The organism is Sphingobium sp. Ant17 (assembly GCF_000588875.1).
In the GTDB taxonomy this organism is placed as follows: Bacteria; Pseudomonadota; Alphaproteobacteria; order Sphingomonadales; family Sphingomonadaceae; genus Sphingobium.
Window position 1 is genome coordinate 42,536 of sequence record NZ_JEMV01000006.1, and the last position, 12,644, is coordinate 55,179.

At 61.3% G+C, this 12,644-nt stretch carries 14 protein-coding genes and 3 pseudogenes; 8 read left to right on the forward strand and 9 right to left on the reverse strand.

Translation table 11 applies throughout. The annotated features are described in order from the left end of the window. Nucleotides 1-55 precede the first annotated feature (55 nt). A pseudogene (locus BF95_RS04410) lies at nt 56-671 on the forward strand (peptidylprolyl isomerase). A 3-nt stretch (nt 672-674) separates the two neighbouring features. Here BF95_RS04410 and BF95_RS04415 read toward each other — a convergent pair. Beyond that, nucleotides 675-911, reverse strand: coding sequence for a DUF2061 domain-containing protein (locus BF95_RS04415; RefSeq protein WP_043149658.1), 237 nt, complete (start codon nt 909-911; stop codon nt 675-677). Nucleotides 912-1,026: 115 nt separating this feature from the next. Between BF95_RS04415 and BF95_RS04420 the strand changes: the two genes are divergently transcribed. Beyond that, nucleotides 1,027-1,767 carry a DUF72 domain-containing protein gene (locus BF95_RS04420; protein ID WP_043149727.1) on the forward strand — a complete coding sequence of 247 codons (741 nt, stop codon included), beginning with the start codon at nt 1,027-1,029 and terminating at the stop codon, nt 1,765-1,767. Nucleotides 1,768-2,099: 332 nt separating this feature from the next. Here BF95_RS04420 and BF95_RS04425 read toward each other — a convergent pair whose 3' ends face one another. Next, nucleotides 2,100-2,285 carry a PspC domain-containing protein gene (locus tag BF95_RS04425; protein WP_043149659.1) on the reverse strand — a complete coding sequence of 62 codons (186 nt, stop codon included), beginning with the start codon at nt 2,283-2,285 and terminating at the stop codon, nt 2,100-2,102. A gap of 340 nt (nt 2,286-2,625) precedes the next feature. On the opposite strand from BF95_RS04425, the gene BF95_RS04430 reads away from it, so the two are divergent. Beyond that, complete coding sequence (locus BF95_RS04430) at nt 2,626-3,021, forward strand: gamma-glutamylcyclotransferase family protein (protein ID WP_043149728.1); 396 nt, start codon at nt 2,626-2,628, stop codon at nt 3,019-3,021. 8 nt (nt 3,022-3,029) lie between these two features. On the opposite strand, the gene BF95_RS04435 is transcribed toward BF95_RS04430, so the two are convergent. Then, entirely contained in the window at nt 3,030-3,563 is a 534-nt protein-coding gene (locus tag BF95_RS04435) for a peroxiredoxin (protein ID WP_043149729.1), read from the reverse strand. A gap of 125 nt (nt 3,564-3,688) precedes the next feature. Here BF95_RS04435 and BF95_RS04440 point away from each other — a divergent pair, with 125 nt between their 5' ends. From BF95_RS04440 to BF95_RS04455, 4 genes and pseudogenes are all read left to right on the forward strand, one after another. After that, nucleotides 3,689-4,273, forward strand: coding sequence for a hypothetical protein (locus BF95_RS04440; protein WP_235209559.1), 585 nt, complete (start codon nt 3,689-3,691; stop codon nt 4,271-4,273). Nucleotides 4,274-4,312: 39 nt separating this feature from the next. Beyond that, entirely contained in the window at nt 4,313-5,386 is a 1,074-nt protein-coding gene (recF, locus tag BF95_RS04445) for a DNA replication/repair protein RecF (protein WP_043149660.1), read from the forward strand. Between the two features lie 107 nt (nt 5,387-5,493). Then, a pseudogene (locus tag BF95_RS04450) lies at nt 5,494-6,020 on the forward strand (CHAP domain-containing protein). Nucleotides 6,021-6,098: 78 nt separating this feature from the next. Further along, nucleotides 6,099-6,830, forward strand: coding sequence for a CHAP domain-containing protein (locus tag BF95_RS04455; RefSeq protein ID WP_043149661.1), 732 nt, complete (start codon nt 6,099-6,101; stop codon nt 6,828-6,830). Nucleotides 6,831-6,869: 39 nt separating this feature from the next. On the opposite strand, the gene BF95_RS04460 is transcribed toward BF95_RS04455, so the two are convergent. The 5 genes and pseudogenes from BF95_RS04460 to BF95_RS04480 all read right to left on the reverse strand — a co-directional run bounded on the left by BF95_RS04460 (nt 6,870) and on the right by BF95_RS04480 (nt 10,407). Beyond that, nucleotides 6,870-7,148: a DUF3297 family protein gene (locus BF95_RS04460; RefSeq protein ID WP_043149662.1), complete on the reverse strand. Its 279-nt coding sequence runs from the start codon at nt 7,146-7,148 to the stop codon at nt 6,870-6,872. Between the two features lie 107 nt (nt 7,149-7,255). Further along, entirely contained in the window at nt 7,256-7,519 is a 264-nt protein-coding gene (locus BF95_RS25480; RefSeq protein WP_443018328.1) for a hypothetical protein, read from the reverse strand. A gap of 153 nt (nt 7,520-7,672) precedes the next feature. Beyond that, a pseudogene (locus BF95_RS04470) lies at nt 7,673-8,913 on the reverse strand (class I SAM-dependent methyltransferase). Nucleotides 8,914-8,944: 31 nt separating this feature from the next. Continuing rightward, a complete protein-coding gene (locus tag BF95_RS04475) occupies nt 8,945-9,691 on the reverse strand; it encodes a molybdopterin-binding protein (RefSeq protein ID WP_043149663.1) in 747 nt (248 codons plus the stop codon). Then, complete coding sequence (locus tag BF95_RS04480) at nt 9,688-10,407, reverse strand: cytochrome b/b6 domain-containing protein (RefSeq protein WP_043149665.1); 720 nt, start codon at nt 10,405-10,407, stop codon at nt 9,688-9,690. Before BF95_RS04480 ends, BF95_RS04475 begins: the two co-directional genes overlap by 4 nt. 323 nt (nt 10,408-10,730) lie before the next feature. Between BF95_RS04480 and BF95_RS04485 the strand changes: the two genes are divergently transcribed. Further along, nucleotides 10,731-11,237: an outer membrane protein gene (locus BF95_RS04485; protein ID WP_043149667.1), complete on the forward strand. Its 507-nt coding sequence runs from the start codon at nt 10,731-10,733 to the stop codon at nt 11,235-11,237. 110 nt (nt 11,238-11,347) lie between these two features. On the opposite strand, the gene rlmN is transcribed toward BF95_RS04485, so the two are convergent. Beyond that, complete coding sequence (rlmN, locus tag BF95_RS04490) at nt 11,348-12,616, reverse strand: 23S rRNA (adenine(2503)-C(2))-methyltransferase RlmN (RefSeq protein ID WP_043149733.1); 1,269 nt, start codon at nt 12,614-12,616, stop codon at nt 11,348-11,350. Nucleotides 12,617-12,644: the final 28 nt, after the last annotated feature.

The window sequence follows — 12,644 nt, forward strand, 5'->3', positions numbered from 1 at the left end:
CCGACCCTTTAGGTTAGCCGGCTTGGTGGTGCTCGCGCTGCTGTCCTTTTCAGGGATGGCTGCGGCACTGCCAACCAAACGGCCGACCTCAGGCGATACCCGTGTCGCGATCGAAACCTCGGTTGGGACGATCATCGTCGCGGTGGATCAGAAACGCGCGCCACGCACCTCGGCCAATTTTCTGACCTATGTGGATGACGGTCGGTTTGATGGCGTCACTTTCTATCGCGCGGCGCGGCGAAAAGCCGCGCCGTCACTTGGGTTGATCCAGGGCGGGATCGACAGCGATGCGCGCCGGTCCTTACCGCCGGTGGTGCATGAGCCGACGACCCAGACGGGTATCCGACATCTTGACGCAACCCTATCCATGGCGCGGCCGAACCGGCCCAATTCGGCGATGGGCAATTTCTTCATCACCGTTGGCCCGACCCCCACCATGGACGCTCGGCCCGGCTATATCGGCTATGCCGCCTTTGGCCATGTTGTCGCGGGGATGGACGTCGTGAAGAAGATCCTCGCCGTGCCGACTTGTTGCGGGACTGGGCCGATGCGCGGGCAAATGATCGTCAAGCCGATCGTCATTCACCATGCCAAAAGGCTGGACGGCAAGGCCAAACCTACAGGCGGCGTAAAGCTGGTTGATAGGCAGCCTGCGGAAGCCGACAAAGTAAGGATCAGGCAAAGGCCGCTTGATCGTACCGCGACACCGAATATGTTTCGCGCGGCGGGCGGGCCTGGATTTTCTTCCACGCCTTTTCATGGAAGAAAAAGGCGACGGCATTGATGACCGGTTCGACCAGCGCAATGCCACCCGCCAGCGCTATCGATCCGGTCATGAGATAGGCGACGGTAAAACCGACCGTCAGATGGATGCTCAGATAGGTGCCGGTTTTGATCAGGTCTAGCGACATGGGGATGCTCCTTGTTGCGACCCAGTTAAGAACTATTCGCAAAATAGGCCAACCGCTTTTTCCGCTGGCACTGATCGGTGGAAGCGATCAGCATAAAATGGAGGAGGATGAGAATATGGCTGGTCGGATCAGAGTAGGCATCGGCGGCTGGGTCTATGAACCGTGGCGGGACAATTTCTATCCGGCCGGACTACGGCAGAAAGACGAACTGGCCTATGTTGGTGCGCATCTGACCGCGACGGAGATCAACGCGACCTATTATAGCAGCCAGAAGCCCGCGACCTTCGCGAGCTGGGCGAAGGCCGTGCCGGACGGGTTCCAGTTCGCGGTCAAGGCGTCACGTTATTGTACCAATCGTAAGGTGCTGGCCGACGCGGGAGAATCCATCGCGAAATTCACCGGCCAGGGCATAGTCGAACTGGGCGACCGGCTGGGGCCGATCCTGTGGCAGTTCATGCCCACCAAACGGTTTGATCCCGATGATTTCGGCGCGTTCCTCCGTTTGCTACCCGCCAGCGTCGCTGGTGTAACATTGCGGCATGCAGTCGAGGTGCGGCATGAAAGTTTCGACGATCCTGCCTTTCTGGCGATGGTGCGCGACGCAGGTGTCGCGGTCGTGCAGGCCGATCATGACAGCTATCCCAAAATCCATGGGCATGATGTCGGCTTTTCCTATCTGCGACTGATGCGGACGCAGGCCGAGGAAGTGGCTGGCTATCCTCCAGCGGCTATCGCGGATTGGGCCGGTCAGTTGCAGGCACGGGTCGGGCAGGGTGATGTCTTCGCCTTCTTCATCAGCGGTGCGAAGGAACGCAACCCGGCAGCGGCCCAGGCGATGATCGTGGCTTTGAAGTAACATCACTGTTGCATTTGGTGCAATCGGCATGCCGCGCTTTGCGATTGTTACAGGTTTATGACGAGCGCATAGGCCCGCATCCCCAAGACGGGGATAGATGATCGTTTAACAAAGGACATGACCATGCGGCAGGTTTTTCAAGGAGCTGCACTGATCGTTGCAGTTGGCACCCAGATGCTGACTTTCTACTCGGTGCTCTATGCCTGAGCGCGTTTCGCGCTTAACATTCATCCCGCCATTGCGGGATGCCAAAAGGCCGCTTCCGGTATAACCGGAGCGGCCTTTTTACTGTCCGATCATCGCGGGTCGTGCTGAAATATTCCGGCAGGAGGTTAGCCTTGCGCCAACCAACCCGCCAGCAGATAAGCCACAACACCGATCGGTCCCAGCGCGCAGAGCGTCAAGAGGACCAGCGCAACGCGGATCAACGTGACGTCCAGGCCGCTACGGTTCGACAGGCCCGCGCAAACGCCCATGATCTTGCCATTGCGACGGTCGAGGGTGAAACTATTGTTCATGATTGTGTCTTTCCATTCTATCTGAAGAGGATGAGCGGCGATCAGGCAATCGGCAGGACCGGCACCGCAGCGCTGATGAACAGGCTGGCGACGAGGATGGCACCGGTGAACGCGACGGCGACATGCTGGAAGCGGGCGATGGACATGATGAAAACTCCCTGTTCTTCTGATGGCCGGACCATCCGGCTTGATGCTTTCAGGGGTTTGCAGAAGCCGTGCCAATTTTGATTTCTCGCAAAAATAGGCGGCTTTCGGCTGCTATGGCCCAAGGGCAACTCGCGCAAATCTCACCAAGTTGGCGGGAATTGCTGTTGGTTGGGAATATTTCCAGGGCGCGCGCATGAATCCGCTGCCATTATTCGTCTATGGCACGTTGCGGCCCGGTTTTGCGGGGCCGATGGCGGAACGGCTGCGCGCAACCGCCCAGCATATCGGCCGCGCCGTGGGCCGAGGTCGTCTCTATCAGGTTGCGGACTATCCCGCTTTTGTGCTGGGGGAGGAAGGGTCAGTCGTTGGCGACCTGTTCGCGCTGCCGGATCCGTTGGCCACTCTCGCCTGGCTCGATGCGTATGAAGAATGCGCCCCACAGTACCCGGAGCCGCACGAATATCGACGGGAAGCAATCGCAGTGCAGAGATCGGACGGGTTGGTCACCGCCTGGGCCTATGTCTATGCCCTGCCGGTCGGCGATCTGCCGCAAATCGCTGGCGGCGATTTTCTGTTCCGCCAGCGATAGCGTATGCCTTACTTCTGCTTCATCGCCTCGACGGCGGCGAGGGTTGTCTTCACATGATTGGCATAGCTCATTTCGGAATGGACGAAGGCTATACGTCCTGACGGCGCAATGACATAGGAGGTGCGGTCGGTCATGCCCGGACGCATCTTAAGCGCTACGTCATATCCCGAAACGATGCCCGGCCCCGCGGACGCGACGGCGAACTTGCCCGCACATTCCTTGGTGGAAAAAGCGACCAGGTCATCGACCGAATCGGCCGACATGCCGATGACGGTCGCACCGGCCGCTTTGAACTTGTCGATATTGTCGGCAAATTCGCGCGCCTCGGCCGAACAACCCGGCGTGAACGCCTTGGGGAAGAAATACAGCACGACCGGCCCGCGCTTCAACTGATGCGACAAGGTCAGAGTAAAGGTCTTACCCGCCATCGCACCGCGTGTCGTGAATTCGGGAGCTTTGGCACCGACAGCCAGCGCGGCCATGGCGTTGGTCGATCCGAACAGGGCGGCAGTGGCGGCAAGAAAAAGGGGTAGGCGCTTCATCGGTTCGGCTCCATCGTCTGGTGGCGGCGGAAGCCGCCTGATCGCATGATTTGATCGCATTGCCTTCAAGATCATGAATGCGAGCGCAACAGCCCGCCTAGGAATGATCTTGTTCGCCTTTTCTGATGACCGCATTGTCGATCGCGCGCAAGTCGGCCGATAGGGAATCGATGCCAATCACGGAACCGGGGTGCATCTCGCCGGTTCCTTTCGCCATGCGCTTTACCTTTGCTCTTCTGCCTCTCTTCGCCCTTGCCGCCTGCGACAAGGCGGCAGAATCGCCAGAAAGCCAGCCTGGCATTGCGACCAATATTAGCGACCAGATTGAGTCTGAGAAAGCGGATATACCGCCTCCGGGCAACGTTGCTCAAGCCGCCGAAGCGGAATCTGATTCCAGTTTGACCCAAGCAGATGAAGCTGGGCAGATGCCCGTGGCAATGCTGGGCCGCTGGACCGGAATGAAGGATCGGTGTGGCGATCGATCTGCGGATATGGAGCTGAATATCCTGCCGGACCGGCTGGTCTTTCACGAAAGCGTTGGCACGGTCGAGGATGTGACGCCCGGCGATGAGCGGCGGCTGTCGGTCAGGGCGGCCTTTACCGGCGAAGGACAAAGCTGGACCCGCACCCTAACGCTCAACCCGTCGGAGGACGGCCAAACCCTCACCATTATCAACGACGGAACAGCCGCAACGCGTAAACGCTGCTAAGCGCTTCCCCGACAGGCCCTGGCCCGCTACAGCCACGCGATGATCGGCCGCCTGACCTTGAGCGATTTCCGCAACCACGCGGATGCGCTGATCCTGCCCGATCATCCCTTCATATTGCTGACCGGCGACAATGGCGCGGGTAAGACCAATATATTGGAAGCTGTTTCAATGCTGGCACCGGGGCGTGGACTGCGTGGCGCGGCGCTGCGGGCCATGGCGCGGCAGGACGGTCCTGGCAGCTTTGGCGTCGCGGCGGACGTGGAGGGTGTCGTGCTCGGCACAGGCGTATCTGCCACGACGCCCGATCGACGACAGGTGCGGATCGGTGGGGTGGCGTCATCGGCCAATGCGCTCGCCGATCATCTGGCGATCGTCTGGCTGACCCCGGCAATGGACCGGCTGTTCCTGGATAGCCCGGGCGGGCGGCGGCGTTTCCTCGATCGGTTGACGTTGGCGCTCCACCCCGGCCATGCCGCGCACAGCGCTCGTTACGACGCGGCGATGCGTGCGCGCAACCGTTTGCTGGTCGATCCACGCCGCGCGGACCCCGTCTGGCTGACAGCGCTGGAGGCCCAGATGGACGAGCATGGCACGGCTCTGGAGCAGGCGCGCGCCGATCTGGTCGCGCGCCTGAATACCGTGCTGGATGACCAGCCCGACGCACCTTTTGCCCGGCCATCCGTCCTGATCGAGCAGGAAGAGGGAGTGCGCGACGCGCCACTGGCGGTTCGGCTGGGGCGCGATCGACGACGAGATGCGGCAGCAGGGCGGACCTTGTCCGGGCCGCATCGCCATGACCTTTCGGTCACGCATATCGCCAAGGCGCAGCCTGCTGCGCTGTGTTCGACGGGCGAGCAAAAAGCGCTATTGCTGTCCATTCTGCTGGCCCATGCTGCGCTGGTCGCGGCCGACCGTGGTCGGCCGCCTGTGCTGCTGCTTGATGAAGTGGCCGCGCACCTCGACCCGTCGCGCCGGGCTGCCTTGTTCGAGCGATTGGCCGCAACTGGGGGGCAGGTGTGGATGACTGGGACGGAATCGTCGCTTTTCAACGATTTGACCGTAGCAACTCGATTGACGGTAACGGCGGGCCATCTATTTTGTTCCGCAACATAACCCATCGCCGCAACGACTCGTCGCCCCGTGCTTTCCATGCCTCCCTGCGTCTGGCCTAAAGCCGGTGTCGGGGCAAAAGCCTAAAAGCAAGTCGGGGTCGCATTCGCATGATCAATGGTTTTCGCGCGGTTTTCGCCGCCGCTCTCCTTGCGCTTTCCTCCCTGATCGTTACGCCTGCGACGGCCGGAGTGCTGCAATGCGTTCCCTTTGCCCGTCAGSCTCCGGCATTGAACTTTACGGTAACGCGCATACCTGGTGGAACCAGGCGGAAGGCCGCTATGACCGCGGTCATGAACCGCGCATCGGCGCTGTCCTGGCCTTTGCCGCCAGCCGCTCCATGCCTGTCGGCCACGTCGCCATGGTCAGCAAGATCGTCAATGAGCGCGAAGTGCTGCTGACCCACGCCAACTGGTCCTATCGTGGTGGCATCGAGCGCAATGTCCGTGCGATCGATGTGTCGCCCAATAACGACTGGACCGATGTGCGCGTATGGTATGGCCCGATCGGCAATCTGGGCCTGCGCTCCAATGCGGCGCGCGGTTTCATCTATGCCCAGCCGGCCCGGACCATTGATCAGCCGGTGCAGATCGCATCGGCAGCGGCCAGCGGCGGCGCGCCCCGCGCGGCATTCTGATCCTTTAACCTCTTCATAAATAGTCGCGATCTAGGGTCGTCCTTGGTGGGGCGATTCTTGGGTTTCGGGATCGCATAAATGATTCGAGGACTTGTCCGGGCGGCAGCATTGCTGGCGTCCGGTCTGACGGCTGCGCCCTTGTGGAGCGCGGCGGTGCTGCAATGCGTGCCTTATGCGCGCATCGTGTCGGGCGTAGATATTCGCGGGGATGCGCTGACCTGGTGGGATCAGGCCAGCCAACACTATAAGCGCGGTGCCAAGCCCAAAAAGGGCGCGGTGTTGGCGTTTCGGCCGCATGGCCCGATGATGCTGGGTCATGTCGCGGTGGTCAGTCGGGTGCTGGACGGTCGGCGCGTGCTGATCCGCCACGCCAACTGGTCCGTGCCCGGCGCGATCGAGGAAGACGTGCTGGCGATCGACGTGTCGGACGGCGGCGACTGGAGCCAGGTGCGCGTCTGGCATAGTCCGACCGCGCAAATGGGCGCGCGCACCAACCCGACTTTCGGCTTCATCTATCCGGTCAAAGCCAAATTGCATGATTTCACGCCTGACCCCGCCTTGGGCAGCAGCGTGCGCTTTGCCAAAATCGACGCGGATATGTGGGATATGCGTCGGCCGCATCGCGCGCCTGCCCCCGGTGGCGGCACCATGGTTGCGCAGGCTCGTCCGGCCCCGGTTAAGGCAGCCCAGAAAGCGACCCCACGTCTGGAGGCGGATTTGCGCGTGGTCAGCTATGCGGACGCTACGCCATCGCAGCGGACGTTGAGCGCGATCATTGCGGACGTCAAACGCCAGTCCGCTCTGAACTGAGAACAGGCGCGCGATCCGGCGCGCGCCTGTGCCAGACGCTTATTCCGTGTCGGCAGGCTTGTCTTCGTCCGCGCCTTCGGCCGGATTTTCGAACCAGGCTTCGACAGGTCCGGTCAGCTTGATCGTCAGCGGATTGCCGTGGCGATCGCGGGTCTTGCCCGCCGCGACGCGAATCCAGCCTTCGGAAATCGAATATTCCTCGACATCCTTGCGCTCGCGACCCTTGAACCGGATGCCGATGCCACGCTGCAGCACCTCCATGTTGAAATGGGGGCTTTTGGGATTGGTGGACAGATGGTCGGGGGGCGTGTCGCTCATGATGCGGTTCCTTGGATTTGGCTGGGCTGCGCCTAGCCTTTTGCCCGCCAACCCGTCAACTGCCCCAGCCCGCCGATCAGCCTGACCGACCGGCTGGGGCAGGCCCGTCAGCGACAGACGCGGACGCGGACGTTGCGATCGGGATAATAGTCATAGCGCCATTGCGTCCAGCAGCGCTGGCGATACGCGGCCCGGTAATAGCCTCGGTCGCCCCGCCAGTGGCGGCGGCCATCCCAGCGCCGTCCATCCCTGCGCCCGTTCCAGCGACGATTGCCCCAGCGGCGGTTGTCCCAGCCGCGATCACGATCGCCCCGCCATCCGTCGCGATAGCCGCCATGATATTGCGCTTGGGCCGGGGGCTGCCGTGGCAATCCCTGCGATGGCGAGGCTCACCGCAGCCGCGCCCTTCCATAAAATGTTCATGTGCTCTCTCTCCTCATCCACCCCGCGGGTTAGGCGGGGCATGACAAGGAGAATGCCGTGCGTCGGCTGAACCGTCAGCGAATGGCGTTGTCAGCCATTATTCAGCGTCCGGCCAATGCGGCCTCTGTCTCCAGCATATAGTCGCGGGTGATGGGCAGGGCGCGCCGGTCGCGCGCATATTGGACCTGATAATTGACCATGCCGCCATGTTCGAACACCGTCGCTGCCCCGGCGAGATAGAAGGTCCACAGCCGGAAGAAGCGCTCGTCATAGAGCGCGACGATCTCGGCGCGATGCGCCATTGTGCGCTTATACCATTGGCGGATGGTCAGCCCATAATGGAGCCGCAACACTTCGACATCGGTCACCATCAACCGCGTGCCTTCGCTGCCCGCGATCATTTCCGACAAGGCAGGAATATAGCCACCGGGGAAGATATATTTCTGGGTGAAGGCGTCGGTGACGCCAGGGCCGCCCATCCGCCCGATCGTATGGACCAGCATGACGCCATCAGCCGTCAGCAGGTCGCGGCACTTGCTGAAGAAACTGCGATAATGGGCCGTGCCTACATGTTCGAACATGCCGACCGACACGATCCGGTCGAACGTTCCCGTCATGTCGCGATAGTCGATCAGTTCAAAGCGGACATGATCGGCGACGCCTGCATCGGCCGCCCGCTGCCGTGCGACCTTGAGCTGTTCCTCCGACAAGGTGATGCCGGTCACATCGACGCCGCAGGTACGGTGCAGATACAACGCCATCCCGCCCCAGCCGCAACCGATGTCGAGAACCTTCATCCCTGGTTCGAGCCGCAACTTGGCCGCGATATGCGCCTTCTTGTCCTCTTGCGCCTGCTCCAGGCTGATGCCGGCTTCATTGTCGCCATCGGGGAAATAGGCGCAGCTATATTGCCGATCGCGGTCGAGGAAGAGCGCGTAGAGCGCGCCCGACAGATCGTAATGATGCGCGACATTAGCTTTGGACCGCGCCTTGTGATTGGCACGCCACAGCTTTTGGCGCACACTGCCCATGCTGCGGGCCAAGATGGTTTTGGCGTCGATCGACCGGCCACTTTCCCAAGGGTTATTAGCCTGATCAGGGAGATGAATTCCAATATGCCGCCGCCTTCAATGGCGATGCGGCCGTCGATCCAGGCTTCGGCCATCCCCAACCGGGGATCGCGAACGATGTCGAAGGGGACACGGCCATCGTGAAATCGCAGCGCCAGATCGGGAAAGGCAGGATCGGGCTGTCCAACGACAAAGCGTCGTCCATTTGCATAAGTTACCGTCAGCTGGCCCCGTGTGACCAGTCGCCCCAACACCCGCTCGAACAGTCTCATGCCGTTACCTTGTCACCCCGGGCAGCTTGCGTCAAATACCCGCATACCAGTCGTAGCCCGCGACATCCTCCCAGAAGCCGCCCTTGCCCTTGCCGATGCCGTCCAACGTGGCCACCGCCTCTATTCCCATTAGATATTTGGCCTGCTTATAGCCAAGCTGCCGTTCGACGCGCAGCCGCACCGGGGCGCCATTGGCGACGGTGAGCGGCGCGTCGTTCAGCGCAAAGGCCAGGATGGTCTGGGGATGGAAGGCATCGATCAGGTCGATGCTTTCATAATAGGGACGCCCACCGCCCATGTCGTCGGCGCAGCGGAACACGATATAGCGCGCCGTATCACGCAGCCGTGCACCGTCCAGGATCGTGCGCAACGGAACGCCGCGCCATTTGCCGATCGCGCTCCACCCCTCGACACAGTCGTGACGGGTAATCTGCTCGCGATGGGGGAGGGTGCGCAACTGGGCGAGGGACAAGGAGAGCGGCCGTTCGACAAGCCCCGTGACGGCCAGTCGCCAGTCGGCAAAGCCGTTGCGCCATAGCGCCTTATAGGCGGGTGTATTGGGGTTGGCGGTGCCATTGGCGCGGAATATCGGCGAAATCTGGTCAGGGTGAAATTCCTGCGCGAGCGCGTCGCGGGCCATCAGGCTGCGCTGCGCCCAGCGATGGAAATTTTCCGCCGAGAAAAGTGCTTCCCGTATGTTGGCATTTTGAGCCAGCCGGTCGCAGCCGGTGAGCATTGCGCCAGCGCCCAGCAGCGCCATGCGACGGGTCAGAATCATGGTTTTTCCTCCGGCACCCGATATCGTCCGCTGATCATCGACCGGATTTCGTTGATCGGTCCGGCCAGGATCACCATCAGGATATGAACCACGAAAAATGCGGCCAACGCGAAAGCGGCAATGAAATGCAGCGAACGCGCCGATTGTCGCCCGCCGAACAGATCGACCAGCCAGGGCCAGGCCGCATTCATGCCCGGTGCCATGGTCAGCCCGGTCAGGATGACGAGTGGCAACAGGATGAAAATGACGCCTACATAGCTCGCCTTTTGCAGGACATTGTAGCGCAACGCCGCTTGCCCCGTAGGAAAGCGCAACCGGGCATGGTCCTTGATATCCTGCCAAATATGGCGAGGCCGCAGATCATCGCGGTGGAACGCCAGGTCACGGCTCACATGGCGGTTGGCAAGGCTCCAGAGCATGTAGAACAGCAGCGCAAAGGCAAAGATCGGCGCAGCGGTCAAATGCCAGTGGCGCGACATCGCCAGATTATAAAGCGCGGGCAAGGTGATCCAGCCGGGAAAGCGCTCCAGCTCTAGCCAGGCATGGTCGAAATTCGCGCCATACTGCCCCCAATAGAGTCGGGGGTGGGCGTTGAAAATGCCAAGGCCGCTGGTGAAGAGAATGTAGAGCAGCGCGGCGTTCAGCCAGTGCCACAACCGGGTCGAAAGCCGATGGCGCTTGACGGTGATGCCGTCGGTGGGAGTGGGGCTATCCATTGGCGCAACCTTACGCCTTTTTCGGGGAAAATCCACGGAGCCTGTATGACAGTCGGCATCTTGCCCGATGGCTGTCAATGTCACACTTTTGCAACATAAATCAAGAATCATGACCACTTACAATCCAGCCTCTTTGCAAATCAACAGGGCGCACCTAGATGGCAATCACGCGATGCCAATGCGGATCGCGTTCATGATCGCTAAAAATAAAAGCAATCATGGATAGAACAAATATGGCGCACATGGTGCCATGAAATCTTCACGTCGAACCAAATAGCCTGGCGATAAACTATGTCAGGCAATATAATAATATCGAGGAATTTATGAAGACTGTGATTTTCGCAGCTATTGCTGCTGCCGTTGTTGCAACCCCTGCCGTCGCTCAGGACGCTGCACCCTTCACCGGGCCGCGCGCTGGCGTCACCATGGGCTATGACAAGATCGGCGGCGAAGAAGGCTTCGCTTATGGCGTGACCGCCGGTTACGACCTGGTACTTGCACCTCGCATCACCGGCGGCGTTGAAGTCAGCCTGGGCGACACAACCGTCGATGATTTCGGCCTGGACGTCAGCCGCGATCTCGCCGCGTCGCTGCGTCTCGGTTTCGTCGCCACGCCGCGCGTCCTGGCGTTCGGTAAGGTCGGCTATGCCACCACCCGCTTCGAAGTCGATGGTGACGGCGCTGGCCTGGAAGGCGTCCGCTTCGGCGGTGGTCTGGAATTCGCGGCGACCCCGAACACCTATATCTCGGCCGAATATCAGCGCACCGAATATGAGCAGAACATCGGTGGCCGTGATGCCGCGATGGTCGGCGTCGGCTTCCGCTTCTGATCCTTGCGGATCCGTTGAAACGACGAAGGGCGGTCCTGCAAGGGGCCGCCCTTTTTCGTGCCGCCGGGGTCATCAATCCCTCACGCCGCAACGGGCGCGCAGGCACCGCTTCATCCCAGCGCCGCTTGCTTTTCCGCTGCCAGCCGGTCGAGTTCCGCCCGGCTCTTCTTCTCGCTCGCCGACTTCAACTGGCCGCAGGCCGCCATGATATCGCGCCCGCGTGGGGTGCGGACCGGCGCGGAAATCCCGCCTTCGAACACGATCGAACTGAACGCGCGGATGCGATCGGGCGTCGAACATTCATAATCGCTGCCTGGCCAGGGATTGAACGGGATCAGGTTGACCTTGGCGGGCAGCTTATATTTGCGCAGCAGCCGCACCAGTTCGCGTGCATCCTCGTCGCTGTCATTCTTGTCGCGGATCATCACATATTCAAAGGTGATGCGCCGGGCATTGCTCGCCTTGGGATAGTCGGCACAGGCCTGGAGCAACTCCTCAATCCCATATTTCTTGTTGAGCGGCACCAATTCGTCGCGCACTTCCTTGGTCACGGCATGAAGCGAGACAGCCAGGTTCACGCCGATCTCTTCGCTCGCGCGCGCCATCATCGGAATGACGCCGCTGGTCGACAGGGTGATGCGGCGACGAGAGAGGGCAAGGCCGTCGCCATCCATCACGACCTTGAGCGCGTCACGGACATGCTCGAAATTATAGAGCGGCTCGCCCATGCCCATCATCACGATGTTGGTCAGCATTCGCCCGTCGGGCGAATATTGCGGCGCGTCCTCGTCTTCGTCATCCTGCACCGCAACGTTGCTGCCCATATTGCCCTTGGGCCATTCGCCCAGCGCATCGCGCGCCAGCATGACCTGGCCGACGATCTCGCCCGGCGTCAAATTGCGCACCAGCCGCATCGTGCCGGTGTGGCAGAAGCGGCAGTTCAACGTGCAGCCGACCTGGCTGGAGACACACAGCGTTCCCCGATCCGCATCGGGGATGAAGACCATCTCATAATCCTGCCCGTCGTCCGACCGCAGCAGCCATTTGCGCGTGCCATCGCTGGAGACTTGCGCTTCCACCACCGCCGGGCGGCCGACGACGAAGCGCTCGGCCATCCAGCCGCGCATCGGTTTGGCGAGGTCGGTCATAGCTTCGAAATCGGTTTCGCCACGATGGTAGAGCCAGTGGAACAGCTGTTTGGCGCGCAATTTGGCCGCCTTCACGTCCAGCCCGGCTTCCTCCAGCACAGCCTTGATCTGCGGGCGCGACAGGCCCAGCAGGTCGGTGCGGCCATCCGCACGGGGTGTGACGGCGCGGGGCACGGGCACAGGATCGATTAGGCCGGGAATCGGCATGACGGGGTTGGCGGCTGATTGCATAGCCGCGCCCATAGTCGATTTCAGCAAA

Bases quoted from the DNA above. Each gene is read 5' to 3' on its own strand.
- BF95_RS04475 (WP_043149663.1), bottom strand. From the start codon at position 9,691: ATGATTCTGACCCGTCGCATGGCGCTGCTGGGCGCTGGCGCAATGCTC.
- BF95_RS04430 (WP_043149728.1), top strand. From the start codon at position 2,626: ATGAATCCGCTGCCATTATTCGTCTATGGCACGTTGCGGCCCGGTTTT.
- rlmN (WP_043149733.1), bottom strand. From the start codon at position 12,616: ATGCAATCAGCCGCCAACCCCGTCATGCCGATTCCCGGCCTAATCGAT.
- recF (WP_043149660.1), top strand. From the start codon at position 4,313: ATGATCGGCCGCCTGACCTTGAGCGATTTCCGCAACCACGCGGATGCG.
- BF95_RS04440 (WP_235209559.1), top strand. From the start codon at position 3,689: ATGACCGCATTGTCGATCGCGCGCAAGTCGGCCGATAGGGAATCGATG.
- BF95_RS04435 (WP_043149729.1), bottom strand. From the start codon at position 3,563: ATGAAGCGCCTACCCCTTTTTCTTGCCGCCACTGCCGCCCTGTTCGGA.
- BF95_RS04460 (WP_043149662.1), bottom strand. From the start codon at position 7,148: ATGAGCGACACGCCCCCCGACCATCTGTCCACCAATCCCAAAAGCCCC.
- BF95_RS04415 (WP_043149658.1), bottom strand. From the start codon at position 911: ATGTCGCTAGACCTGATCAAAACCGGCACCTATCTGAGCATCCATCTG.
- BF95_RS04455 (WP_043149661.1), top strand. From the start codon at position 6,099: ATGATTCGAGGACTTGTCCGGGCGGCAGCATTGCTGGCGTCCGGTCTG.
- BF95_RS04420 (WP_043149727.1), top strand. From the start codon at position 1,027: ATGGCTGGTCGGATCAGAGTAGGCATCGGCGGCTGGGTCTATGAACCG.
- BF95_RS04425 (WP_043149659.1), bottom strand. From the start codon at position 2,285: ATGAACAATAGTTTCACCCTCGACCGTCGCAATGGCAAGATCATGGGC.
- BF95_RS04480 (WP_043149665.1), bottom strand. From the start codon at position 10,407: ATGGATAGCCCCACTCCCACCGACGGCATCACCGTCAAGCGCCATCGG.
- BF95_RS04485 (WP_043149667.1), top strand. From the start codon at position 10,731: ATGAAGACTGTGATTTTCGCAGCTATTGCTGCTGCCGTTGTTGCAACC.